General features: G+C 68.1%; 20 protein-coding genes, 2 tRNA genes, 3 pseudogenes and 1 riboswitch. Of the genes and pseudogenes, 9 read left to right on the forward strand and 16 right to left on the reverse strand.

Features of this window, described 5'->3' with window-relative positions:
* Positions 1 to 45: 45 nt before the first annotated feature.
* From AC07O8_RS05595 to AC07O8_RS05635, 9 genes are all read right to left on the reverse strand, one after another.
* Positions 46 to 1,950, reverse strand: coding sequence for a TonB-dependent receptor domain-containing protein (locus tag AC07O8_RS05595; RefSeq protein ID WP_495047102.1), 1,905 nt, complete (start codon positions 1,948 to 1,950; stop codon positions 46 to 48).
* A gap of 194 nt (positions 1,951 to 2,144) precedes the next feature.
* A riboswitch (cobalamin riboswitch) is annotated at positions 2,145 to 2,413 on the reverse strand.
* On the reverse strand, positions 2,409 to 2,927 hold the full coding sequence (locus tag AC07O8_RS05600) for a hypothetical protein (protein ID WP_495047103.1): 519 nt from the start codon (positions 2,925 to 2,927) through the stop codon (positions 2,409 to 2,411). It overlaps the preceding riboswitch by 5 nt.
* 1 nt (position 2,928) lies before the next feature.
* Entirely contained in the window at positions 2,929 to 3,627 is a 699-nt protein-coding gene (gene pth, locus AC07O8_RS05605; RefSeq protein WP_495047104.1) for an aminoacyl-tRNA hydrolase, read from the reverse strand.
* Between the two features lie 140 nt (positions 3,628 to 3,767).
* Positions 3,768 to 4,385, reverse strand: coding sequence for a 50S ribosomal protein L25/general stress protein Ctc (locus AC07O8_RS05610; RefSeq protein ID WP_495047105.1), 618 nt, complete (start codon positions 4,383 to 4,385; stop codon positions 3,768 to 3,770).
* Between the two features lie 120 nt (positions 4,386 to 4,505).
* Positions 4,506 to 5,468, reverse strand: a complete 963-nt coding sequence (locus AC07O8_RS05615) for a ribose-phosphate pyrophosphokinase (RefSeq protein WP_088408386.1) — start codon at positions 5,466 to 5,468, stop codon at positions 4,506 to 4,508.
* 67 nt (positions 5,469 to 5,535) lie between these two features.
* A tRNA-Gln gene (locus tag AC07O8_RS05620) sits at positions 5,536 to 5,612 on the reverse strand.
* Positions 5,613 to 5,650: 38 nt separating this feature from the next.
* Positions 5,651 to 6,751 (reverse strand): 4-(cytidine 5'-diphospho)-2-C-methyl-D-erythritol kinase, encoded by a 1,101-nt coding sequence (ispE, locus tag AC07O8_RS05625; protein ID WP_495047106.1) that lies wholly within the window; start codon positions 6,749 to 6,751, stop codon positions 5,651 to 5,653.
* Positions 6,752 to 6,787: 36 nt separating this feature from the next.
* Positions 6,788 to 7,366 (reverse strand): lipoprotein insertase outer membrane protein LolB, encoded by a 579-nt coding sequence (locus tag AC07O8_RS05630; protein WP_495047107.1) that lies wholly within the window; start codon positions 7,364 to 7,366, stop codon positions 6,788 to 6,790.
* Entirely contained in the window at positions 7,366 to 9,201 is a 1,836-nt protein-coding gene (locus AC07O8_RS05635; RefSeq protein WP_495047108.1) for a tetratricopeptide repeat protein, read from the reverse strand. The genes AC07O8_RS05630 and AC07O8_RS05635 overlap by 1 nt, the downstream gene beginning before the upstream one ends.
* A gap of 100 nt (positions 9,202 to 9,301) precedes the next feature.
* Here AC07O8_RS05635 and mutM point away from each other — a divergent pair, with 100 nt between their 5' ends.
* The 3 genes from mutM (at position 9,302) to AC07O8_RS05650 (ending at position 11,778) form a co-directional block, all read left to right on the forward strand.
* A complete protein-coding gene (mutM, locus tag AC07O8_RS05640) occupies positions 9,302 to 10,153 on the forward strand; it encodes a bifunctional DNA-formamidopyrimidine glycosylase/DNA-(apurinic or apyrimidinic site) lyase (protein ID WP_495047109.1) in 852 nt (283 codons plus the stop codon).
* Between the two features lie 30 nt (positions 10,154 to 10,183).
* Positions 10,184 to 11,296 carry an A/G-specific adenine glycosylase gene (gene mutY / locus AC07O8_RS05645; RefSeq protein ID WP_495047605.1) on the forward strand — a complete coding sequence of 371 codons (1,113 nt, stop codon included), beginning with the start codon at positions 10,184 to 10,186 and terminating at the stop codon, positions 11,294 to 11,296.
* A gap of 116 nt (positions 11,297 to 11,412) precedes the next feature.
* The gene (locus AC07O8_RS05650) at positions 11,413 to 11,778 is read left to right on the forward strand and encodes a hypothetical protein (protein WP_495047110.1); all 366 of its coding nucleotides are present in this window, start codon (positions 11,413 to 11,415) and stop codon (positions 11,776 to 11,778) included.
* 63 nt (positions 11,779 to 11,841) lie between these two features.
* Here the strand turns inward: AC07O8_RS05650 and rapZ are convergent, their stop codons facing one another.
* From rapZ to AC07O8_RS05665, 3 genes are read right to left on the reverse strand one after another with little or no spacing between them, the layout of a single operon-like run.
* The gene (gene rapZ, locus AC07O8_RS05655) at positions 11,842 to 12,768 is read right to left on the reverse strand and encodes an RNase adapter RapZ (RefSeq protein ID WP_495047111.1); all 927 of its coding nucleotides are present in this window, start codon (positions 12,766 to 12,768) and stop codon (positions 11,842 to 11,844) included.
* The gene (recN, locus tag AC07O8_RS05660; protein ID WP_495047112.1) at positions 12,765 to 14,465 is read right to left on the reverse strand and encodes a DNA repair protein RecN; all 1,701 of its coding nucleotides are present in this window, start codon (positions 14,463 to 14,465) and stop codon (positions 12,765 to 12,767) included. The genes rapZ and recN overlap by 4 nt, the downstream gene beginning before the upstream one ends.
* Positions 14,465 to 15,340, reverse strand: coding sequence for an NAD kinase (locus tag AC07O8_RS05665; protein ID WP_297532729.1), 876 nt, complete (start codon positions 15,338 to 15,340; stop codon positions 14,465 to 14,467). The genes recN and AC07O8_RS05665 overlap by 1 nt, the downstream gene beginning before the upstream one ends.
* Before the next feature lie 80 nt (positions 15,341 to 15,420).
* Here AC07O8_RS05665 and hrcA point away from each other — a divergent pair, with 80 nt between their 5' ends.
* From hrcA to AC07O8_RS05680, 3 genes and pseudogenes are all read left to right on the forward strand, one after another.
* A complete protein-coding gene (hrcA, locus tag AC07O8_RS05670) occupies positions 15,421 to 16,437 on the forward strand; it encodes a heat-inducible transcriptional repressor HrcA (protein WP_495047113.1) in 1,017 nt (338 codons plus the stop codon).
* 112 nt (positions 16,438 to 16,549) lie between these two features.
* Positions 16,550 to 16,626 (forward strand) — tRNA-Ile (locus AC07O8_RS05675).
* A 112-nt stretch (positions 16,627 to 16,738) separates the two neighbouring features.
* Positions 16,739 to 17,170 (forward strand): annotated as a pseudogene (locus AC07O8_RS05680) (SNF2-related protein); the annotation flags it as partial.
* Between the two features lie 48 nt (positions 17,171 to 17,218).
* On the opposite strand, the pseudogene AC07O8_RS05685 reads toward AC07O8_RS05680, so the two are convergent.
* A pseudogene (locus AC07O8_RS05685) lies at positions 17,219 to 17,611 on the reverse strand (TrlF family AAA-like ATPase); the annotation flags it as partial.
* 245 nt (positions 17,612 to 17,856) lie between these two features.
* On the opposite strand from AC07O8_RS05685, the pseudogene AC07O8_RS05690 reads away from it, so the two are divergent.
* From AC07O8_RS05690 to AC07O8_RS05700, 3 genes and pseudogenes are all read left to right on the forward strand, one after another.
* Positions 17,857 to 18,243: pseudogene (locus AC07O8_RS05690) on the forward strand (type III restriction endonuclease subunit R); the annotation flags it as partial.
* 473 nt (positions 18,244 to 18,716) lie between these two features.
* A complete protein-coding gene (locus AC07O8_RS05695) occupies positions 18,717 to 19,430 on the forward strand; it encodes a hypothetical protein (RefSeq protein ID WP_495047114.1) in 714 nt (237 codons plus the stop codon).
* Positions 19,431 to 19,476: 46 nt separating this feature from the next.
* Positions 19,477 to 19,947, forward strand: a complete 471-nt coding sequence (locus AC07O8_RS05700; RefSeq protein WP_495047115.1) for a DUF6795 domain-containing protein — start codon at positions 19,477 to 19,479, stop codon at positions 19,945 to 19,947.
* 10 nt (positions 19,948 to 19,957) lie between these two features.
* Here AC07O8_RS05700 and AC07O8_RS05705 read toward each other — a convergent pair whose 3' ends face one another.
* The 3 genes from AC07O8_RS05705 to AC07O8_RS05715 all read right to left on the reverse strand — a co-directional run bounded on the left by AC07O8_RS05705 (position 19,958) and on the right by AC07O8_RS05715 (position 22,046).
* Positions 19,958 to 20,629, reverse strand: a complete 672-nt coding sequence (locus AC07O8_RS05705) for a restriction endonuclease (protein ID WP_495047116.1) — start codon at positions 20,627 to 20,629, stop codon at positions 19,958 to 19,960.
* A gap of 126 nt (positions 20,630 to 20,755) precedes the next feature.
* A complete protein-coding gene (locus AC07O8_RS05710; RefSeq protein ID WP_495047117.1) occupies positions 20,756 to 21,217 on the reverse strand; it encodes a cupin domain-containing protein in 462 nt (153 codons plus the stop codon).
* A gap of 67 nt (positions 21,218 to 21,284) precedes the next feature.
* Positions 21,285 to 22,046 carry a substrate-binding periplasmic protein gene (locus AC07O8_RS05715; protein WP_495047118.1) on the reverse strand — a complete coding sequence of 254 codons (762 nt, stop codon included), beginning with the start codon at positions 22,044 to 22,046 and terminating at the stop codon, positions 21,285 to 21,287.
* Between the last annotated feature and the right edge of the window lie 119 nt (positions 22,047 to 22,165).

Here is a 22,165-nt window from a genome sequence, read left to right on the forward strand (position 1 = left end):
GTTTGTCGAAGGGCAGACCTTAGCGCCAAGGCCAGCCGCCTCGGATCACAGCGACGGCGAATAACGCAGCGTGACGAACCAGGTGCGCGGCGCCTGCTGGTAGAAATTGGCCGTCTGGTAGTCGCGGTTGAACGCGTTGTCGACGTTCAGCTGCAGGCGCCAGTCCTTGGCGAACGCGTACTGCGCGTCCAGGTTGAGCAGCCCGTAGCCGCCCAGCCGGGTCCTGTTGGTGGCATCGTCGAAGCGCTGTCCGGAGCCGACGACGCTCGCGCCCAGCGTCCAGGCCTGCAGCGCGGTCTCCGCGCGCAGCGTGCCGAAGCGTTTGGCGCGGCGTTGCAGCTGGCGGCCGCTGTTGGCGTCGGTGGGATCCAGGAAGTCCGCGGTGGCGCTGAGGTTCAGGGGACCCAATTGCGCGCCGCCCTTCAGGCTGGTGCCCTTGAGCAGCGCCCGGGCGACGTTGCTGTAGCAGCCGGTCGTCGAGCGGCAGCTGCCGGCCGCGCCGAAGGCGATCAGGTCGGTGACGCGGTTGTGGAAGGTCGTGACCGCGAAGTCGAAGTTGCCTTGCGCCCAGGCCAGGCCGGCTTCGCGGTTCTGCGCGCGCTCGGGGCGGAGTTCCTCCACGCCCGCCTTCGTCGTGTCGGGACCGTAGACGCTGCCGCGCTGGTACAGCGTGGGCGCGCGGAAGGCGTTGCCGGCCGAGGCCGTCACGCGCCAGCCGCCGCCGAGCTTGAAGCCGGCCGCGAGGCTGCCGGTGTCGATGCCGCCGAATTCGCTGTCGTCGTCATGCCGGCCGTGCGCCTGCAGGCTGAAGGCGCCCAGCGTGCCGAGGTAGCTCAGGCCGATCGCGTTCTGGTCGCGCGTGCCCTGGCCGCCGCCGACCAGGTCGGTGTTGACCAGGCGGTCCTCGCGGCGCTCCAGCAGGCCGTTGAGCTGGTGCTGCTCGTTGATCCGGTAGGAGCCCTGCAGCGAGGCGCTGCGGATGCGCGTCTTCGTCAGGTAGGGCGAACTGGGCTTGGTCTCGTAGTTCTCTTCGGACTGGCCCGCCGACAGCTGGGTGGACAGCGCCGGGGACCAGGTGGAGTTCAGGCTGAGCTTGCCCGCCAGCGTCTCGGTGATGCCGCGGTCGTCGGCGTTCTTGCCGGCGTCGTAGCCGGCGTTGCTGCGGCTCTTCAGGCCGAGGAACTCGAGGCGCTGGCCTTCGGCCACGCGGCCGCCCAGGCGCAGGCTGCCGCTGTAGTTGCGCCAGCCGTCGGCGTCGGGGTTGTAGCTCCTGGCCGTCGTGTTCAGGTAGGCGTTGAAGCCGGTGCCGCGGTCGAGCGCGAGCGAGCCGGCGTAGTCGAAGTCCGCCGTGCCGCCGCTGATGCCGACATCGGCCTTCACCTGGCCGAGGTTGCCGCCGCCGATGCCGAGGTCCAGCTGCGTCCGTCCCGCGCCCTTGCGGGTGAAGATCTGCACGACGCCGCCGATCGCGTCGGAGCCGTACAGCGCGCTGGCCGGGCCCTTGAGGACCTCGATGCGCTCGATCTGCGAGACCGGCAGGTTGTGCCAGCTGGCGCCGCCGGAGGACTGGCCGTCCACGCGCACGCCGTCGATGAGGACCACGGTGTGGCGGGTCTCGGTGCCGCGCACGAAGACCGAGGTCGAGTTGCCCGGACCGCCGTTGCTGGCCATCTGCAGGCCGGCGACATTGCGCAGCAGGGTGGCGATGTTGCCGAAGCCCTGGCGTTCGATGGTGTCGCGGTGGATGACGGTGAGGTCGGCGGCGACGTCGGACAGCTTCATCGGGCTGCGCGTGCCGGTGACGGTGACATCGTCGAGGCGGTTGGCGGGGGAGCCCGTGGGGGCTGTCGCGGGGGATGCGGAAGTGGAAGCGGGGGAGGGCAGGGACTGCGCGGACGCGGACGAGGAGAAGCCCGCGAACGCCACGAGCGTCGACAGGGCGACGGCCATCGGGGTGAGGACGGGCAGCGAGCGGGCACCAGCGCGCGCGCGCGAAACGAACGGAAGCATGAGGAACGGACCAACGACGGAGTTCAGACGCCTGCTCACCCGCAGGACCTCTGAGAAACGGCGTCGCCGGCTCGTCGTCGGGTCGTCCTGGCGAGCACTCGAAGAGGACTCACGCAGGACGCGTCGCGATCGGCTGGAGACGCCACCTGTTGGCCGGTATCCGGGCTGGTGGCCGCTGCCTGTGTCCTTCCCAGCGCGCAGGCGCCAGTGGACATGGGGACAGGCAGTGCCGGCTGCCGCCCGGTGGTCCTTGCTCAGGATCCCGGGCGCGCGGCCGGCGGCCACTTACCGTTGCGGGGACAGCTCAGGTTGGTTCGCGCATCGGGGATGCGACCACTTCCTGATTCCCGTTTAACTGCACGGACGCAATGTCCGCACGAGCACCAACGGCGCGCATTCTAGCGAGGTGCGGCGCTCGTGCCCGTCGAGGACGTGGTCGGCGTCGGCGGCAAGGCCGGATCGGGAGTCTTGGGCGCCTTGGGCTTCTTCTTCGGCGGCTTCTTCGGGTCCTTGGGCTTGGGCTTCTTCGGATCCGCGGGTTTCACCGGTTTGGTCGCACGCTGCGCGGGCAGCCGGCCGTCGATGCCGATCGCCTTGGACGGCGCCTTCGCCGACTGGCGTTCACGCGCCTGCTCGCGCGCGGCCAGGTCGCGCGTCTCGGCGGCCGTGCGCTTGCGCGCGGCGTCGGCCTCCTTGGGATCGACCTTGTCCTTGGCCACCTCGGCCGTCCGGCCCTGGCCGTCGGGGCAGGGACTCTCGCGCAAGTCGTGACCTTCCGGGCCGCAACGGTAATAGCCGAGCGTGCGCTCCTGCGCCGGCGCAGGCTTGGGCGCCTCCTGCCGGTCCTGGGCGCGGGCCGCGCCAGACATGAGGACCAGAACAGCAGTCGTCAGGATCAGGGCGGCGCGCGCGGACATGTCAGTCTCCGGAGGAAGGGGGTCGGGCAGGAGGAATCGTGGGGGCAGGCGTTGCCGAGTCGGCAACGGGGGCGCCCGGCTTGGGCGGCAGATGGGCCGGTCTGGGCGGCTTGGGCCGCGGCGGCTTGGCGTGCAGCAGCGCGACGGCCTTGGCCATGTCGCCGCCGGTCATCAGCTTGAAGGCTTCGAGCGACTTGCCGATGCTGTCCTCGACCGCCTGGCGCTCCGCCAGCGGCGGCTTGCGCAGCACGTAGCCGGCGACCTCGTCCCGGTGGCCCGGATGGCCGATGCCCAGCCGCAGGCGCCAGAAGTCCCCGCTGCCCAGCTGGGCCTGCATGTCCTTCAGCCCGTTGTGGCCGGCGTTGCCGCCGCCCTGCTTGAGCTTGAACTCGCCGGGGGCGATCTCGAGCTCGTCGTGGATGGCGAGGATCTCCTCCGGCGCGATCTTGAAGAAGCGCGCCAGCGCCGCCACCGACTTGCCGGAGAGGTTCATGTAGGTCATCGGCTGCAGCAGCCAGATCGGGCCGGGCGCGCCCGGCGCATCGTTCACCCGGGCGACCAGGCCCGAGTACTTGGTGTCCAGTTGCAGCGACGCCTTCAGGCCGCGCGCGAGCGCATCGATCCACCAGAACCCCGCGTTGTGGCGGGTGTCCTCGTATTCAGGGCCGGGATTGCCCAGGCCGACAAAGAGACGAATCATGGGGCGCGATTATCAGTGCCGAGCGCAAAAGCAGAAGGCCCCGCGAGCGGGGCCTTCTTCGGGGGGAGATGCCACCCCGAAGGGGGCATTCCAGACAACGGACGCGATCCTCGTCAGGCGCGCGTCCGGAGACGAAGAAATTACTTCTTCTTCTTCTTCTTGTCGTCGACCGGCGCGGCGGCCACGACGATGACTTCTTCAGCCGCGGCCGGGACCGGGGTGGCGACCACCGGGTTCGGCTTGCCGTGCGTGACGATCTTGATGTGATCGGCCAGCTTCAGGTCGTTCACGTGGATCGAGTGACCCATCGTCAGACCGCTCAGGTCGACTTCGATGAACTCCGGCAGCTGTTGCGCCAGGCAGGTGATCTCGATCTGGGTCAGCACGTGGTTCACGGTGCCCTTGTCGGTCTTGACGGCCGGCGACTCGGCTTCACCGACGAAGTGCAGCGGCACCTTCTTGGTGATCTTGGTCGTGGCGTCGACGCGCTGGAAGTCCACGTGCAGGACTTGCTGTTTGTACGGGTGCATCTGGAAGTCACGCAGCAGCACTTGCGTGGTCTTGCCTTCCACTTCCATGTCGAGGATGGAGCTGTGGAAAGCTTCCTTCTTCATGGCGTGGAACAGCGCGTTGTGATCCAGCTCGATGACGGCCGGCTCGCCAGCACCGTAAACGATGCCAGGAACCTTGCCAGCGTGGCGCAGGCGGCGGCTCGCTCCGGTCCCCTGCAGCTTGCGCTCGAAAGCGACGAATTTCATATCAATCTCCAAGAATGGACGGAGCGCCAGGATTGACGCTCCGGGTGAAGGCCCCGCGACCAGGTGCCTTCGCGAAACAGCCGCCGTCCTTGCGGACCGCGGCCGGAACTCAGGGGGCGATCAGAAGTTGTTGTTCTGCTCGCTAAAGAGGGAGGTCACCGACTCGCCGTCCGAAATGCGGCGGATGGTCTCGGCGAACAGGAAAGCGACCGACAGCTGGCGGATCTTGCCGCAGGCCTTGGCGGTCTCCGACAGCGGGATCGTGTTGGTGATGACGACCTCGTCCAGCATCGAACCGGCGATGCGCTCGATCGCCGGGCCCGACAGGATGGGGTGCGTGCAGTAGGCGAAGACGCTTCTGGCGCCACGTTCCTTCAGCACTTCGGCCGCCTTCACCAGCGTGCCGGCCGTGTCGATCATGTCGTCCATGATCACGCAGTTGCGGCCGTCGATCTCGCCGATGACGTGCATCACCTCGGAGACGTTGGCCGACGGACGGCGCTTGTCGATGATCGCCAGGTCGCAGCCCAGCTGCTTGGCCAGCGCGCGCGCGCGGACCACGCCGCCGACGTCGGGGCTGACCACCACCAGGTCGCTGTAGTTGCGGGCCTTCAGGTCCGACAGCAGCACCGGGGAGGCGTAGATGTTGTCGACCGGGATGTCGAAGAAGCCCTGGATCTGGTCCGCGTGCAGGTCCATCGTCAGGACGCGCTCGACGCCGACGGTCTCCAGCAGGTTGGCCACGACCTTGGCCGAGATCGGCACGCGCGTCGACCGCGGGCGGCGATCCTGGCGCGCATAACCGAAGTAGGGGATCACGGCGGTGATGCGGCGCGCGCTGGCGCGCTTCATCGCATCGACCATGATCAGCAGTTCCATCAGGTTCTCGTTCGTCGGCGCGCAGGTGGGCTGGACGATGAACACGTCGCGGGCGCGGACGTTCTGCTGGATCTCAACAGCCACCTCGCCATCGGAGAACCGACCGACCACGGCCTTGCCGAGCTCGAGGCCCAGATGCGTGGCGATTTCTTTGGAGAGGGTCGGGTTTGCGTTACCCGTGAAGAGGACGGTATTGAGCAGCACAGCGGGCCATCCTTAGACTTATGGCCCGGTGGCCAACCCAGCGGGTCCCGGATTGAAACTGAAAATTTGGCAGGGGAGGAAGGACTCGAACCCTCGCATGTCGGAATCAAAATCCGATGCCTTGACCAACTTGGCGACTCCCCTACACCGGACACTGTTCGTGGAACAGCACCCTACAACCTTCAATCTTCGGCCCAGCCCCGCAAAGGGTGAACCGACAGACTGCGACACATTCTTCCGACCCAACCTTCGGGGAGTTTTTCGAACTCACCTTCCGGTGTCGCCTTGAGATTGCTCTCCAGGCCGGAAACTGCATCAATCTTTTCCGCTGCGGTCTGCTTCGCGTTTTGCGTTGCATTCAGCGAGGGTCGAACTATAGCAAAAACTGCACTGCCTGAACCTGTCATACGAGAATTTTCGTAGCGGCTCTGCAACCATTCAAGCGCCTTCGATACTTCGTGGCTGGCAGCTTCGGCGGGAGGTTGCAGATCATTTCTGCCCCATCCTTCAAACAACTGCTGAACGAGTATTTCCGACGTTTGGTGATCGCGGGCAATATTGCCTTTGCGTCCACCCCAGCTATTGACTTCGTTACTCGGAGATTCTGTTCCCAGAACCTCTTTGCTGCGTCCGTCGTTCGCTGCAGGAAAGCCCGCTACTATAGCCACGCTTTCAGACCTTTGCAACAGCGGGCTGGAAAAAATGTCCTTGGTGGCGATGCTCGCCCCCGGCTTGACCACCGCGAGCTGCAACTCCGGCACCTCCAGCGGGGTCAGCACTTCGCCGATGCCTTCGACGAAGGCGTTGCGACCACCGACGAAGAAGGGCACGTCCGCCCCCAGCTTCAGCGCGATCGGCAGCAGACGCTCGCGCGACCAGTTCAAGCCCCACAGCCGGTTGAGCGCCAGCAGCGTGCTGGCCGCGTCCGACGAGCCTCCGCCCATGCCCGCGCCCGAGGGCAGCCGCTTCTCGATGTGGATGTCCGCGCCGAACGCGCTGCCGCTGGCCTGCCGCAGCGCGCGCGCGGCGCGCAGGCACAGGTCGTCCTCGGGCAGCGCGTCGCCGCGGTCATGGCGGTGCAGGGCGCCGTCGTCGCGACGCTCGAAGTGCAGCGTGTCGGCCCAGTCGATCAGCACGAACAGCGACTGCAGCAGGTGATAGCCGTCCGGCCGCTTGCCCACCACGTGCAGGAACAGGTTGAGCTTGGCCGGCGCCGGCACGTCGTAGAGCGCCTTGAGCGCCTTGGGCGCAGGGATCGGCGAGGCGGAAAGGGAGGAGGTCATGGACGTCGCGGACGTGGGACGGGGAATCGGAAGCATTCAGGGCGAAGCCGGCGCGTCGAGTTTCAGGCGCAGCGTCGCCAGCGGCTCGGGGCCGTTCGGATTGAGCCGTTGGGCGGAGATCAACTGGACGTCGAAACGCCGCAGGTCGACCTGCCAGCCGAGCTGCTGGAAGCCGGACTCCCCGGCCGACCGCGACGGCGCCTGCGGCCATGGCCGTCCGCGCAGCCAGTCGAAGAGCGCCTGCAGCGGCAGCGTCTCGCCGAGCAGCTCCTGCGTCAACGCGTCGATGTCGTCGTAGGCCCGGTCGCCGTCGGGCGTCTTCACCCAGGCCGAACCGGGCTGCCACGTCACGCGGGCCACCAGGCTGCCGAGGGGGGTGCTCATCTCGAGCTGACCGCGGCGCGGATCGCCGAGCAGCTCGAAATTGGCGTTGACGTTCTGCCCGCGCGGCTGACCGCCGGCACCGGCCGGCACGATGAGTCCGAACTTGCCGGTCAGCCGTGGCGCGTCGGCGAGCGCGGCGGCATCCGTCGCCTTGGGCAGCGAGCTGCATCCGGCCAGCACGGCCGTGCCGAGGACGGCGAGCGCGCCCGCATGGAACTGCCGCCGCCGCATCAGGGGCGGACCTGCAGGCGTTGCATCGCCGCTTGCAGCGCCTCGTTGCGCGGATCGCGGCGGGCGGCGTCGGCGAAGATGCGTCGCGCCTCGTCCTGCTGGCCGGCGGCCCAGAGCACCTCGCCCAGATGGGCGCCGATCTCGGGATCCGGGCGCGAGCCGTAAGCCTGGCGCAGCAGCCGCTCGGCCTCGCCGAGGCGGCCCAGTCTGAACTCCACCCAGCCCATGCTGTCGACGATGAAGGGCTCGCCCGGGGCGAAGCTCAGCGCCTTCGAGATCAGGTCGCGCGCCTCCTGCAGCCGCTCGTTGCGATCGGCCAGCGCGTAGCCCAGCGCGTTGTACGCGTGGTAGTGCTGCGGCTTGAGCTGGATCACCTTCTGCAGCAGCGCTTCCATCTCCTGCGCGCGGCCGAGCTTCTCGGCCATCATCGACTGTTCATAGATCAGGTCGGCGTCCTCGGGCGCCTGCGTGATCGCCTGGCCGAGCAGGTCATAGGCGGCCTGCCACTGCTTGTTGTCGCGCAGCAGCTGCGACTCGGCCAGCGTGCGGGCGCGGCGGTCCTGCTCGCGGTCGGCGGGCAGCTGGTGCAGCAGCTTGCGGCCTTCCTCGAGCTTGCCCTGGCGCGCCAGCAGCGACGCGCGCCGGTAGGCGATGTCCAGGTTGCCCGGCGCCGCGTCGATCGCGGACAGCCGCTTCTCGGCGGTCTGGAAGTCGCCGCGCATCTCCGCGGCCTGGGCCAGCAACAACTGACCCTGCTGCTTCGCTTCCCGGTCGGCCTTGTCCAGGCCGGCGGCGGCGATCGCGCGCTCGGCCAGCGGCGACACGCCCGGCCGCTCGACCAGCTTCATGTAGCGCTGCAGCGCCGCCTCGGCGACGTCGGGATGTTGCAGGTCCAGCTCCAGCGAACCCAGCGCCAGCCAGTGGCCGGGCTCGTCGGGCGACTGCTGCGTCAGCGTGCGGAACTCGCGCGCCGCGTCGCCGGGGCGCTGCGCGCGGGCCAGCGCGCGGGCGTAGGCCAGGCGCAGCGACTGCCGGTCGGGCTTGGCCTGCAGCTCGGCGGTGATCAGCGCCTCGGCCTCGGGGCGGTGCGGCAGCAGCTCCAGCGCCAGCAGCAGCGGCTCCTCGCGTTCCGGGAAGTCCTTGGCGGCGGCGCGGACGTGGATCAGCGCGGTCTCGTAGCGCTCGGCCTTCTTGGCGAACTCGGCCAGCACCAGCAGCGAGGCGAAGCGGGTCTCGGGCTTCGCGGCGGTCTCGCGCAGCATCGGCTCGAAGGCTTCCTGGACGCGCACCGGCTCCGGCGCGCGCTGGAACAGCGCGGGCAGCGCCGCGATCAGCGCGCCGCGGCCGTCGGCGGGCGTCATCGCCATCAGCGAGCGCAGCATGGGCGGGATCTCAGCCGGGCGGTTCAGCAGCGCGAGCAGCTGGATCTGCGTGCGGTGCGCCTCGAGCGAGGTCGGGACCGCGTCGCGCCAGGCGCGGGCGGCGATGACGGCCTGGTCCCCGGCGCGCGACTGCAGCGCGATCTGGACGACGCGGCGGAAGAGTTCCTCGTCGCCGCTGCGACGGGCGGCGTCGAGCAGCACCTGGAAGGCGACGCCGGGTTCGCCGCCCTGGAGTTCCATCTCGCCGATCAGCAGCTGATAGAACATCGGCGCGTCGAGGTCGGAATTGGCCACGGGCGCGGAGGCCGCGGAGGCGGGCGCGTCGGCGGCGGCCAGCGCGGGCGGCGCCTCGGTTGGGGGAGCCTGGGGGGTCTGGAGGGTCTGGGCGTTGGCGGCGCAGCTCAGGGCGAGGGCGGCGGAGAGCCACCAGCGGTGGCGCACAAGGGCGGGCATGTCGTGACTCCTGAACTGGGCGGGAAAGGCTCGCGGGGCAAACCGTGGGCCGCGGACCATTCTAGGGACCCTGGAACGAGGCCGCGCCTATGATCCCGGGATGCCCGAGTTACCGGAAGTTGAAGTTACACGACGAAGTTTTGCGCCGGCCATCGCCGGGGCGCGCGTGCTGGACGTGCGGCTGGGAAAGCCGCTGCGCTGGCCGCTGGGCGTGGCGGCCGAACGGCTGGTGGGCCGCCGCGTCGGCGAGGCCCAACGGCGCGGCAAGTACATCTGGCTGCCGCTGCTGCCGACGGGTGAACAGCCAGGCCATGCCGACGAGGGAGACGGTGGGCTGCTGATGCACCTCGGCATGTCGGGATCGCTGGCGTTCCGCGAGCAGCCTCCGGCGGCGGGTCCGCACGATCATTTCGAACTGGTCACCGACCGCGGCGTGCTGCGGCTGACCGATCCGCGACGTTTCGGCGCGGTGGTGTGGTCGGACGGGCTGGACGTGGGGCCGGCGGCGAAGCTGCTCGCCCGCATCGGGCGGGAACCCTTCGACATCGAGTTCGACGGGCCCTACCTGCACGAAGGCTTCCGCGGCCGTCGCGTCGCGGTGAAGCAGGCGATCCTGGCCGGCGACGTGGTCGTCGGCGCGGGCAACATCTATGCGTGCGAGGCGCTGTTCATGGCGGGTGTCGATCCGCGCGCCGCGGCCGGCAAGCTCAGCAAGCCGCGCGTGGCGAAGCTGGCGGGCGCGCTGCGGCAGGTGCTGGGCGAGGCGCTCGAGGCCGGCGGCAGCACCTTGCGCGACTTCAAGGACGCGCACGGCGTGGCGGGCAGCTTCCAGATGCAGGCGCGCGTCTATGGGCGCGAGGGCGAACCGTGCCGCGTCTGCGGCACGAAGATCCGGCGCATCGTGCAGGGACAGCGGTCGACGTTCTTCTGCCCGAGCTGCCAGAAGCGCTGAGGCGGCCATGAAGACGCGATGACCGCCTTGTTGAAGCCAGCCCCGAAGCCCGCCCCGAATCCGGTGTTGAGAGACCTGACCCCAGCGATGACCCACGACGAACTGAGCGCCCGTGTCGAGGCGGTGCGCGGCGACTTCGCGCCCCGGCTGCTGGCCTGGCAGCGCCGCGACGGCCGGCACGACCTGCCCTGGCAGAACACGCGCGATCCGTACCGGGTGTGGCTGTCCGAGATCATGCTGCAGCAGACGCAGGTGACGACGGTGCTGGGCTACTACCGGCGCTTCCTGGAGCGTTTCCCCGACGTGGCCGCGCTGGCGGCCGCGCCCAACGACGAGGTGATGGCCGCGTGGGCCGGCCTCGGCTACTACAGCCGCGCGCGCAACCTGCACAAGTGCGCGCAGGCGGTGGTCGAGCGCCACGGCGGCGCGTTCCCGCGCAGCGCGGCGGAGCTGGCGGAGCTGCCCGGCATCGGCCGCTCGACGGCGGCGGCGATCTCGTCGTTCTGCTTCGGCGAGCGGGTCGCCATCCTGGACGGCAACGTCAAGCGCGTGCTGGGCCGGCTGCTGGCCTTCGACGGTGACCTGTCCTCGGCGGCGCAGGAGAAGCGCCTGTGGCGCCAGGCGGAGGCGCTGTTGCCGGCCTCGCCCGACGACATGCCGGCCTACACGCAAGGGATGATGGACCTGGGCGCGAGTCTGTGCGCGACGCGCAGTCCGCAATGCCTGCTGTGCCCGGTGGCTTCGCTGTGCGCGGGGCTGGCGGAGGGCGATCCCACGCGCTACCCGATCAAGACGAAGAAGCTCAAGCGCGGCCAGCGGGAGAACTGGTGGCTGTGGCTGGAGCATGAGGGCCGCATCTGGCTGCAGCAGCGACCGGCCGAGGGCGTCTGGGGCGGGCTGTGGACGCTGCCGCTGTTCGACGACGAGGCTGCGCTGACGGCCCAGAGCGCGGCGCTGGGTGTCGCGGCGCCGGAGACGCTGCCGCGGGTCAAGCACGTGCTGACGCACTTCGACTGGTTGCTGCACCCGCGGCGCGCGGTGCTGCCGCGCGAGACCCGGCCTGCCGGCGAGGGCGTGTGGGTCGCCCGCGAGCGGCTGGCGGAGTACGCGCTGCCGGCGCCGCTGAAGAAGCTGCTGGACTGAAGGACGGGCGAGGCGATCGGGTTCCGCCGGTGGGCGGGGCGCCGCGCTGCCGGTATGCTCGGGCGATTGCGTGATCGCACGGGTCCGCGCAGGTCTCAACCCCATTCAGGGACACCATGTCGAACGACGTCAAGCCGGGCCGGGCCGCGGCCATCAAGAGCGCACTGGAATCGGCCTTCATCGCGCTGCTCGCCAGCGGCGTGTGCCTGTGGTTCCTGATCAGCGAGACCCAGGCGTCCGACGATGGTGATCCGGCCAAGCTGACGATGCTGTCGCTCGGGCTGGCGGCGGGGCTGTGCGCGCACTTCGTGTACATGGCCATCGCGGCCAGACGCGCGGAGCGCAGCACGGTGCTCTGGACGATCCTGATGGTCGTGCTGATGCCCTTCGCCTCGGTGGTGCTGGGCATCCTGCTCTTCAACCAGGTGCAGGAGATCGAACAGCAGGCGCGGGAAGAAGGCGGCGCTGGCAGCGCGGCCTGAGACCGGCTGACTCCCTCTCCCGCTTGCGGGAGAGGGCAGGGGTGAGGGCCAGCGGCCGTGCAGTCAGCGCGCGTCGAGTTCCCGATGCCGCTTCAACACCTGGCCATGGAAGGCGAACTGCCTGGCCAGCGTCTCGACGAGGTAGACCGAGCGGTGTTGCCCCCCCGTGCAGCCGATCGCGACGGTCAGGTAGCTCCGCTGGTCCTGCGCGAAGTTCGGCAGCCACTGCGCGATGAACGCGCCGATCTGGCTGAGCATCAGCCGGACCTCGGGCTGGACTTCGAGGTAGGACGCGACCGGTTCATCGCGCCCGGTGAGCGGACGCAGCTCCCGGTCGTAATACGGATTGGGCAGCACGCGGACGTCGAAGACGAAATCCGCGTCGCTCGGCACGCCGTGCTTGAACGCGAAAGACTCGAACACCAGCGTCAGCGATGAACCGCTGACATGCACCAGGTCCCGCAGCCAGGCGCGCAGTTGCGCGGGGCGCAGCTGGCTGCTGTCGATGACGGTGGACTCCATGCGCAACGGCGTCAGCAGCTCGCGCTCCAGTGCGATCGCCTCCTGCAGCGCGCGGTGCGTGTCCGCCTCGCTGTTGCCCACGCGCAGCGGGTGCGGGCGGCGGGTCTCGGAGAAGCGGCGCAGCAGCGTGTCGTCGTCGGCGTCCAGGAAGATGGCGCGCAGCGAGACGCCTTCCTGGCGCATCGCCTTGATGTGCAGCAGCAGCTGTGGCAGCGAGCCGGCGCTGCGCACGTCCACCGCGATCGCAACGCGGCGCCAGCCGCGCTGGCGTTCGAGGTCGAGGAACTGCGGCAGCAGTTCGGGCGGCAGGTTGTCGACGCAGAAGAAGCCCGCGTCCTCGAGCGCATGCATCGCGATCGACTTGCCCCCGCCGGACATGCCGGTGACGAGCACGACCTCGCCACGCGGGGAGCCGGCGGAGGGCTTGGCTTGCGTGGGGGGCACGGGAGCGGTGTTGGGGGCGCTCACGGCTTCACCTTTCTGTTGGAGGAGGGCGCGCCCTTGGCGGACAGCTCCAGCATTTCCTGCGCATGGGCGAGCGAGGTCGACGACAGGCGTTCGCCGCCCAGCATGCGGGCGATCTCGGCGGTGCGGGCCTCGCCGGCGATGGGGCGGACGTCGGAGTTGGTCTTCCCGTCCTTGAGCGCCTTGGCGACGAGGAAGTGATGGTCCGCGCAAGCGGCGACCTGGGGCAGGTGGGTGACGGCGAGGACCTGCGCGCGCTGGCCGAGCTGCTTCATCAGCCGGCCCACAGTCTCCGCGACGGCACCGCCGACGCCGGCGTCGATCTCGTCGAAGATCAGGGTGCCTGCCCCACTGTTCTGCTGGCTGGTCGTGACGGCGATCGCCAGCGCGATGCGCGACAGCTCGCCGCCGGAGGCGACCTTGGCCAGCGGACGCGGCGTGCTGCCGGCATGGCCGGCGACGAGGAACTCGGCGGACTCGAGGCCGAAGCTCTGCGGCTCGTCCTGCGGCAGCAGCGCGACCTCGAAGCGGCCGCCGGACATGCCCAGCTGCTGCATCGCCTGCGAGACGGCGTCGGACAGCGTCGGCGCCGCCTTGGCGCGCGCCGCGCTGACGGCCTTGGCTTCCTTCTGGTAGCGCTTCAGCGCGGCGGCCACCTTGGCCTGCAGCGCGTCGAGGTCGGTGGCGGCGTCGAGCTGCGCGAGCTCGGCCTTCCATTCGCCGAGCAGCGCCGCCATCTCCGCCGGCTGACGGCGGTAACGGCGCGCGAGCGTGACCCAGGCGGACACGCGCTCGTCGAGCTGCTGCAGCCGGTCGGGGTCGAGGTCGGCGGCGTTGAGGTAGGAGCTCAGGCTGTGCGCCGCGTCCTGCAGCTGCGCCTGCGCGCCCAGCAGCGCGGTGACGGTGTCCTGCAAGCCGGCGTCGTAGCCCAGCACGTCCTGCAGCGCGGAGATCGCCTCGTCGGTCAGCGATTCGGCGTTGATCTCGGCCTCGGCGATGCGTTCGAGCGCGCCGCGGGCGGCGTCCATCAGCGACTGCGCATGCGACAGGCGCTGGTGCTCGGCGTTCAGCTCGTCCCACTCTTCGGCGCCGGGCGCGAGGCGGCCGAGCTCGCCGATCTGCCAGCTCAGGCGCTCATGCTCGCGGGCGAGGTCGGCCTGCTTAGCCTGCGCGGCGGCCAGCGCCTCGGTGGCCTGGCGCCACTCGGTGAAGGCGGCGGTCATCGGCTTGCCGTCGATCTGGGCGAAGTCGTCGAGCAGCGCGCGCACGCTGACCGGGCGGGTCAGGCCTTGCCAGGCGTGCTGGCCGTGGATGTCGAGCAGGTGCTCGGCGAGTTCGCGCAGCTGGGCCACGGTGGCGGTGCCGCCGTTGATCCACGCGCGGCTCTTGCCTTGGGCGTCGATGACGCGGCGCAGCAGCAGCGACGCTTCGGACCCGTTCACGCTGGCTTCGAAGCCGGCCTCTTCCAACCAGGGGGCGAGGACGGCGGGGCGGTCGAATTCGGCGGAGATCTCGGCGCGGGCGGCGCCTTCGCGGACGACGGCGGCGTCGCCGCGGGAGCCCAGGGCGAGCTGCAGGGCGTCGATGAGGATGGACTTGCCGGCGCCGGTTTCACCGGTGAGGGCGGAGAAGCCGGCGACGAAGTCCAGCTCGAGCGCCGGGACGATGACGAAGTCCTTGAGTTCGAGGCGGCGCAGCATCAGGTGTTGCCTTCGTTCCAGCGGAGTTTGCGGCGCAGGGTGGCGTAGTAGGACCAGCCGCGGGGGTGGAGGAAGGGGGCGCGGTGCTGGGAGCGGCGCACGGTGATGCAGTCGCCGTGGAGGAGGGAGGCGAGGGATTGCATGTCGAAGTTCACCGACGCGTCGCGGCCGGCGACGATGGTGAGGCGGACCTCGCCGTTGTCGGGCAGCACGATGGGGCGGTTGGAGAGGGCGTGGGACGCGATGGGCAGCAGGACCCAGCCGGCGATGCCGGGGTGCAGGATGGGTCCGCCGGCGGACAGGGCGTAGGCGGTGGAGCCGGTGGGGGTGCCGACGATGACGCCGTCGGCGCGCATGTTGGCGACGAACTCGTCGCCGACGTCCACGCGCAGCTCGACCATGGCGGCGGTGGCGCCGCGGGAGACGACGACGTCGTTCAGGGCGACGCCGGAGAAGATCTGTTCCCCGTCGCGGATCACGGCGCCTTCGAGCAGGGAGCGGTGCTCGATCTCGAAGTCGCCGGCGAGGATGGGGGCGAGGGACTCCTTGAACTGGTCGGCGGAGATGTCGGTGATGAAGCCCAGGCGTCCCTGGTTGATGCCGACGAGGGGGAGGTTGTAGCGGGCGACCTGGCGGGCGAAGCCCAGCATGGTGCCGTCGCCGCCGACGACGATGGCCAGGTCGCACTGGGTGCCCAGTTCGGCGTGGGACAGGCCGGGGAGGGCGGTGATGCCGGTGCTGTCGGCGGTGGCCTGTTCAAGGGAAACATCCAATCCCTGGGAGGCGACAAAATCGGCAATCTCTTCCAGGATGGGCCGGATGCCCCGTGACTGGGGTTTTCCGACGATGGCCACGTGGCGGAAGCGCTTGGACATGGCGGGAATTACACCACAGCGATGTGCTGGGACCGGGGGTGCGCAGGGGGTGTGGCGCCGGGTTCTTTAGAATGAAAAACATGCTCGACGATCGCGCGAAGACACTGCTGAAGGCTCTGGTGGAGCGGTACATCGCGGATGGCTCGCCGGTGGGCTCGCGCACGCTGTCCAAGGCGTCGGGGCTGGAGCTGAGTCCGGCGACCATCCGCAACGTGATGGCGGACCTGGAGGAGCTGGGTCTGATCGCCAGCCCGCACACCAGCGCGGGGCGGATTCCGACGGCGCGGGGGTACCGGCTGTTCGTGGACACCTTGCTCACGGCCAAGCCGGGCGGCCTGCGCGAAGGCACGGGCAGTTTCGAGAGCCAGTTGTTGCCCGACCAGCCGCAGAAGGTGATCGCGAACGCGGCGCAGCTGCTGAGCAGCCTGTCGAGTTTCGTGGGCGTGGTCACGTCGCCGCGCAAGACGGCGGTGTTCCACCACATCGAGTTCCTGCGTCTGGGGGATCGACGGGTGCTGGTGATCATGGTGTCGCCGGCGGGGGATGTGCAGAACCGCCTCGTGTTCACGGCGCAAGACCTGACCCAGTCGGACCTGACGGAGGCCAGCAACCGGCTGAACGCGCACTACGCGGGGCTGAGCCTGGATGTGGTGCGGGATCGGTTGAGGTCGGAGGTGGATCAGCTGCGCGGGGAGATCGCCAAGCTGATGAGCGCGGCGGTGGACGTCGGGCAGCAGGGGGTGACGGAGCACGAACCGATGATCCTCTCTGGGGAGAGGAACCTGCTGACGGTGCAGGACTTCAGCCACGACATGGGGAGCCTGCGAAGGATGTTCGACCTGTTCGAGCAGAAGACGCAGCTGATGCGGCTGCTGGATGTGTCGGAGCGCGCGGAAGGCGTGCGCATCTACATCGGCGGGGAGAGCCAGGTGGTGCCCGTCGAGGAGCTGTCGATCGTGTCGGCGCCGTACGAGGTCGACGGCGAGGTGGTCGGGACGCTGGGCGTCATTGGCCCGACCCGCATGGCCTACGACCGCATGATCGAGATCGTCGACATCACGTCGAGGATGGTGAGCAACGCGTTGTCGCAGAAGTAGCGGTGCTTGGCGGCTTGTGAAGCCGGCACGCAAGCATGCTTACAATCCGCCCCTCCGGTGCAACGCCGGAACCAACGAACCCGCCAGGGTTCGTATATGCGATTACCCCCGGGGGCCGTTAGCTCAGTTGGTTAGAGCAGAGGACTCATAATCCTTTGGTCACAGGTTCAAGTCCTGTACGGCCTACCAAAATGTCAGCACTCCGGAGGCGAAGCTAAGGTGCCTTTTCGATGTTTCCGTTTGGGTGCCTGACGCTCTTTCCCACATCGTTGGCATAAACCTGTTTTCAGGTTTGATGTAAATGCAGCAGCTCCTAACACAGCATCAACGCCTCTACTACGCTTGGCTGTTGACGCGCCGAGCGGCAGGCGATTCTGTAGAGTCACTCGCCCCCACCCTGGTTGACTCGCAGATTGATCTCAATCCGCACCAAGTTGAAGCGGCTTTATTCGCCTGCGCGAATCCGCTATCGCGCGGGGTCATCCTGGCCGACGAAGTCGGCCTCGGAAAAACCATTGAGGCTGGACTGGTGATCTTTCAGCGCTGGACTGAGCGCCGCCGTCGCATCCTGATCATTGTGCCAGCCAACCTGCGCAAGCAATGGCATCAGGAGCTGCAAGATAAGTTCAACCTGCACTGCGTCCTGCTAGAGGCCAAGAGCTTTAACGCCTTCCGCAAACAGGGCCAACAAAATCCGTTTCAGGGGGCGTCTGGCCCCGTCATCTGCTCCTACGGAGACTATCCGTCCGACAAGAAGACTTGGATCAAGTCCGACCCTGCCGTTGAGTGTCTTCAGCTCCTTGCGGAACTCCCCCAGCCGGTTTCTCAGCGCCTGTTCCTGCTGTTCAGTAAGCTGATCGAAATCGAGGGCACCAAGACGCATCTCCTCGCTGGTGTGCGAAAAGATCACAGACCGCAATTCCTGCTCAAAGGCGTCTGACTTGCCAGAGACGTGATCGTTGCAGAGCTCTTCGAAGTAGTTCTGGGGGATGTATCTGACCAGTTCTTGTTTTTCATCGGTGGGAAGAACTTCCAGCGTCCGCGCCTCAGTACTCTCGTCTTGCCATGTCAAGATACCTGTGAAATGACGTGCGGGATCACCACTCTTGCCCAAGAAGCGATCGCGCTTCAGAAAGCTGAAATGCTTTGCTTGCCGAGAGTGGCCGAGGGTAGCTTTCAGGGGCTCAAACAGGCCATCCTAGAGCCAGCCAAGCGGTCATTCATTGGCGTGAAACCGCCCAAGCTCGAAGCCGTGGAGAAAAGCAAGACTCACTTCATCGAGTCGATCGAAGTTGCCAAGACGGGCAACAAGGCTGGCATCGGCGACTGGCTGCACGGCTGCGATCTACCGCTCAATCCGGACCTTGTCGCCATCATTGGCAACAAGGGCAGCGGCAAGAGTGCCCTGGCCGATGTCATCGCTACCCGCTCCAGAAGTTTGACTCAGATACCGAACGGCGCTTCGCTGTCATTTTGGAGCGTGACGCGCTGAAGTGGTTCAAGCCTGCCAAGGGGCAGTTCCAGATCTACTACAAACTGGGCACCGAGCAGCCGGAGTACATCCCCGACTTCGTCGCGGAAACCGATAGCAAGATCTTCATGATTGAGACCAAGGCTCGTGGCGACATCGGCACGCAAGAAGTGCAGGCCAAAGCGGCTGCGGCGGTGCGCTGGTGCATGCATGCGTCTGACCACGCGGTATCTGTAGGCGGCAAGCCCTGGCATTACCTGCTCGTGCCGCACGATGACATTGCCGAGTCGGGACGGCTGAATGACTTCTTGCGTTTTGCGATGAAAGAGTCATGAAAACGAACTCATGCGCACTGACTGCGCTTGTCAGTCTCCTGTCAGTGCCTCGACGGATCCGCCGGACATAGTGGAATTGGCGAAGGGAAATCGCTCAGCGCACCGTCTCTGCAGAACCGGGATATCTATAGCCTGGTCTTGAACCCAAGCACCGGCGGTTGGGCATCGATCTCCCAGAAAGCGGAACTGCTCGTGTTCAAAGCGATGGGCGAGATCTACGGCATTTCTCCGTGCCCCAAGATCCTGCCGAACTCGCGAGCACTACGACGTCAACACCGTCGACTTCAGAAGACTGACGGTTGCCGCCGATGGCTATTCACGCGCGAACGCTCGTTGTCATGGATGACGCCGTCTCGCAGATATAGATAGGCAAGTGACTTTCAACTTTCCGCCTCCCCCTAGACTGGCCGGCCAGCCTCCTTCGCTCCCGCGCAAGACCTGGCCCTCACCCTTCCCAGTCCCGGAGTTCGCCCGTGCCCAGCAAGAAAGCCGCCCCCGCCGCCAAGACCCCAGGCGGTTTGCCTGACCAAGCCCTCGCGCAGCTGGAAGCGACCTTGTCGCGCTGCCCGCCCGCCTTCGCGCAGGACGTCAGGGACGTGCTCGCCATGGACCACCTCACCTGGACCGTCCTCGACGAGGTCAAGGAGACCACTCCAGCCTGGCGTCCTTCCACCCAAGCCGTGCTGATCACCGGCGACCTCCACATCGACGGCAACGTCCTCGTGAAGCCCACCGAGGCGCACGACGACGCCTACCTGATCGTCCTGGGCGCCGTGCGCGCCCGCAACCTCTTCGTCGGTGACGGCGCCGCCTTCCTTTGCGCCGGCGCGCTCACCGCGCAGGAGACCATCGTCTGCACCGCCATGCGCAGCGTGACGCAGGTCGCCGGAGACGTTCAGGCGCAGCTGCTGGATTCGGGGCACGGCGCTTGGATGGACGTGTTCGACAAGGCGCAGATCGCCGCCGTGCAGCATCTGTCGTCCTACGTGATGGTCGCCGGCAGCCCCCACAGCCCCGAAGAAGACGCCGACCTCACCGAACTCCTGATCGAGGACGTCCAGGACACCGAAGAGTGGGATGAACTCGATCCCGAGGAACAGGCCGAAGAAAAGGCCGCCGACTACGTCAGCCTCGACAAGCAGACGGCCTTCACGCTGCTCGCGAAAGGCCGGTCCATCCTGGTCTGAGCCTCGTCACACCGCCTGACGACATCCAACCCGGAGCACCTCGCCCATGACCCGCATCGCCGCCTGGCTGGCCGTGCTCGCCCTCGGACTCTTCACGCACGGACACGCCATGGCCTTCTTCAAGACCTTCACCCTGTTCTCCGCCACGGAGGGCATCGTCCTGATGGACGGCAAACCGGTGGAAGGGGTCGAGGTCCAGCAGAACTACTTCTGGCACTGGGGCGACAAGAAGGCCACCATCGTGACCCGTACCGACGCCAATGGGCGTTACCAGTTGCCTGCCATCACCGGGCGTTCGATCACCGGCAATCTGCTGCCGCACGAGCCGGTCATCGATCAGTTCATCCGCTTCGTCTACCGGGGCCAGACCTTCAAGGGATGGACCCATTCCAAGCACAACTACGATGACTTGGGTGAACTCGGCGGCAAGCCCCTGCGCCTGGTCTGCGACCTGAAGGACGAACCCGTCGCGCACCTGGAGGTCCACAGCTTCGGCATCTGCACGGTGCAGCCGTGACCACGAGCGATCAAGCCGGCCTCGTCCCCTTGCACACCGGATAGGTCGAGCATGCATAGATCGACTGCCCGGCACTCGGCCCGCGCTTGAGCGTCCGCAGCACCATCGGCTGCGAGCACGCCGGGCAGACCACCATCGTGACGTCCGCCGCTGCACGCTGTGGCTCGGGCTGCGGGGCAGGGGAGGCCGCCAGCAACGCGGTCAGCTTCGTCCCATCGATGAGCCGAATATTCCGCCCCTCCGCGAACGCCGACGCCTCCCTGGTGAAGCTCCCCGCCGTCACCACAAACCCGCCCGCCGCGCCGCGCGCCGCCATCACGTCGTAAAGCTCCCTGGCCGCGCTCACGCCCACCTTGCGGGCCTTCCAGTGCTTGCACTGGACGAGGAAGGTCTCGTTCCCTGTCTTCGACGACTTGCGCAGCACGAGGTCCGCGCCGCCATCGGGGCCGCTGCCGCCGATCTCGACCACGGTGAAGCCCTTCTGCCGGAACGCCTCTGCGATCAGAAGCTCGAACTGGTGCCAGGTCATGCCATCGAGCGCGCCGGCGCCATCGCCTGAAGCGGGGGCCTCACCCTGCTGCCTTCCCGCGCGCGGCCGGAGTGCCGACATCACCGCGGCGCCCATGGACGCGAGCCGCCCCAACAGATCCTCTCCCGAGGATCCTTTCTTCGCTCTGGCCATGTCGGCTCTCTCCCTGAAGACGTCCGTCCAGTATCGCTCGCCGATCCTCGAGGTCATCGGCCTCTCCGAGGTCCCGGTGATCGCCGACGGCGGCGGAGCAGGGGAGGCGGTCCTTCCGCCAGACCTTCAGTACGGGCTGTCCGCCGGCCGGCCGGCACCGTCCGTCCAGAGGTCATCCGGCAGCGAGCGATCTCTCAGGCACACGCGATCGTGGTCGGGATAGGTGATCCGGTCGACCGCGGCCCGGGTGCCGACGACCAGGCATCGCGTGGGCGCGCTGCTTCGGTTCTCGAGGCAATGTCCCACCGCCGTGCCCGCCTGGAAGGTCGCCGCATCCCCCGCACGCAGCAGCGTCTCGGTCGCGCCCTCGATCACGGTGATCTCTCCGGCCAGCACGTAGACCAGTTCATCCTCGGCGCTGTGCCAATGCTTGATGGAGGAGCGGGACCCCGGCTGCAGCACTTCAATGAAGGCGCCGAACTGCGTGAGGCCGCCTGCCTCGCTGAGCCACTGGGTCTGATTGGGCTCCGCGGAGCCCTCGACGGGTTGGATCTCGGTCACGAACTGCGCAGGGGTGAAAACCGGCATGGCGTACCTCGGCTGTTGGTCAGGCGGCCACCGCCGCCCTCCCATCATCGCCGCATCGCCCCGGCGCTCAGTCCTCCGCCGCCAGCAACTGCCCGATCTCGCGGCGCGTGCTCCTCACCGCCTGATCGAGCACCGGCACCAGCGCCGCCAGGCTGCTCCCCCTCGCCGTCACGAAGCGCTCGGCCAGGGTGCCCAGCGGCGACGGCCCAACCTTCAGCCGGTCCAGGTTGCCGCCCGCGTCCGCGATGCGCTGCCTCAGCACGCGCACATCCGCGTTGAAGTGATTCGCCAGCAGCACGTCGCACCGGCCGGCCATGAGCTGCCGGATCCTCGTCCGGAAATCACCGGACACGTACTCCGCCGCGTAGATCGACCCCTTCGCCTGCTCCAGCGCGCGGCCGTAGTCCAGCCCCCGCACCACGCACACCCGCAGGTCCTTGAGGTCCTGCACCGCGCGCAGCTCCCGATCCACGTCGCTGCGCGCGATCGGCCACACGCCGCTGACGAAGACGTCCTCCGAGAACAGCAGCCGCGACGACCGGCTCGACGACCTCCCGGCCCCGAACCCCAGCGTCCAGCCGTTCTCCACCATCGCCAGCATGCGCGGGACCGGCACCAGCTGGTAGTCCCACGACAACTCCGCGTAACGGCCGATGAGATCCAGCACCGGCTTGATCCGCGCGATGTTGATGCCTTCCGGCAGCGCCAGCGGCAGCACCTGCATCGCAGGCAACGCCGGCGCCGCCGTCGCCCGCGCGCCGACCGCCAGGCCGAGCAGCGGCGCCAGCACCACCGCGCGCCGCTGCACACCAGCCCCGCGAGTGGGCACGCTTTCCGTCTCTGGCCCCAGAGGGTCCTCCCCGACGCTCACTCCCTCGACGCGCTGCATGGTCACGATCGCTTTCTTCCGCGCCGGTGCGCCCGGCTTTGGCGAGCGAGACTACCCGC

The sequence above is a fragment of the Roseateles sp. GW821-FHT09G09 genome (assembly GCF_059415965.1).

Excerpts from the sequence above, each read along its gene's own strand:
- AC07O8_RS05700 (WP_495047115.1), top strand. The coding sequence starts at position 19,477 with ATGACCCGCATCGCCGCCTGGCTGGCCGTGCTCGCCCTCGGACTCTTC.
- recN (WP_495047112.1), bottom strand. The coding sequence starts at position 14,465 with ATGCTGCGCCGCCTCGAACTCAAGGACTTCGTCATCGTCCCGGCGCTC.
- AC07O8_RS05710 (WP_495047117.1), bottom strand. The coding sequence starts at position 21,217 with ATGCCGGTTTTCACCCCTGCGCAGTTCGTGACCGAGATCCAACCCGTC.
- ispE (WP_495047106.1), bottom strand. The coding sequence starts at position 6,751 with ATGACCTCCTCCCTTTCCGCCTCGCCGATCCCTGCGCCCAAGGCGCTC.
- AC07O8_RS05600 (WP_495047103.1), bottom strand. The coding sequence starts at position 2,927 with ATGTCCGCGCGCGCCGCCCTGATCCTGACGACTGCTGTTCTGGTCCTC.
- mutM (WP_495047109.1), top strand. The coding sequence starts at position 9,302 with ATGCCCGAGTTACCGGAAGTTGAAGTTACACGACGAAGTTTTGCGCCG.
- AC07O8_RS05630 (WP_495047107.1), bottom strand. The coding sequence starts at position 7,366 with ATGCGGCGGCGGCAGTTCCATGCGGGCGCGCTCGCCGTCCTCGGCACG.
- AC07O8_RS05595 (WP_495047102.1), bottom strand. The coding sequence starts at position 1,950 with ATGGCCGTCGCCCTGTCGACGCTCGTGGCGTTCGCGGGCTTCTCCTCG.
- pth (WP_495047104.1), bottom strand. The coding sequence starts at position 3,627 with ATGATTCGTCTCTTTGTCGGCCTGGGCAATCCCGGCCCTGAATACGAG.
- hrcA (WP_495047113.1), top strand. The coding sequence starts at position 15,421 with ATGCTCGACGATCGCGCGAAGACACTGCTGAAGGCTCTGGTGGAGCGG.
- AC07O8_RS05650 (WP_495047110.1), top strand. The coding sequence starts at position 11,413 with ATGTCGAACGACGTCAAGCCGGGCCGGGCCGCGGCCATCAAGAGCGCA.
- AC07O8_RS05610 (WP_495047105.1), bottom strand. The coding sequence starts at position 4,385 with ATGAAATTCGTCGCTTTCGAGCGCAAGCTGCAGGGGACCGGAGCGAGC.
- AC07O8_RS05665 (WP_297532729.1), bottom strand. The coding sequence starts at position 15,340 with ATGTCCAAGCGCTTCCGCCACGTGGCCATCGTCGGAAAACCCCAGTCA.
- AC07O8_RS05705 (WP_495047116.1), bottom strand. The coding sequence starts at position 20,629 with ATGGCCAGAGCGAAGAAAGGATCCTCGGGAGAGGATCTGTTGGGGCGG.
- AC07O8_RS05635 (WP_495047108.1), bottom strand. The coding sequence starts at position 9,201 with ATGCCCGCCCTTGTGCGCCACCGCTGGTGGCTCTCCGCCGCCCTCGCC.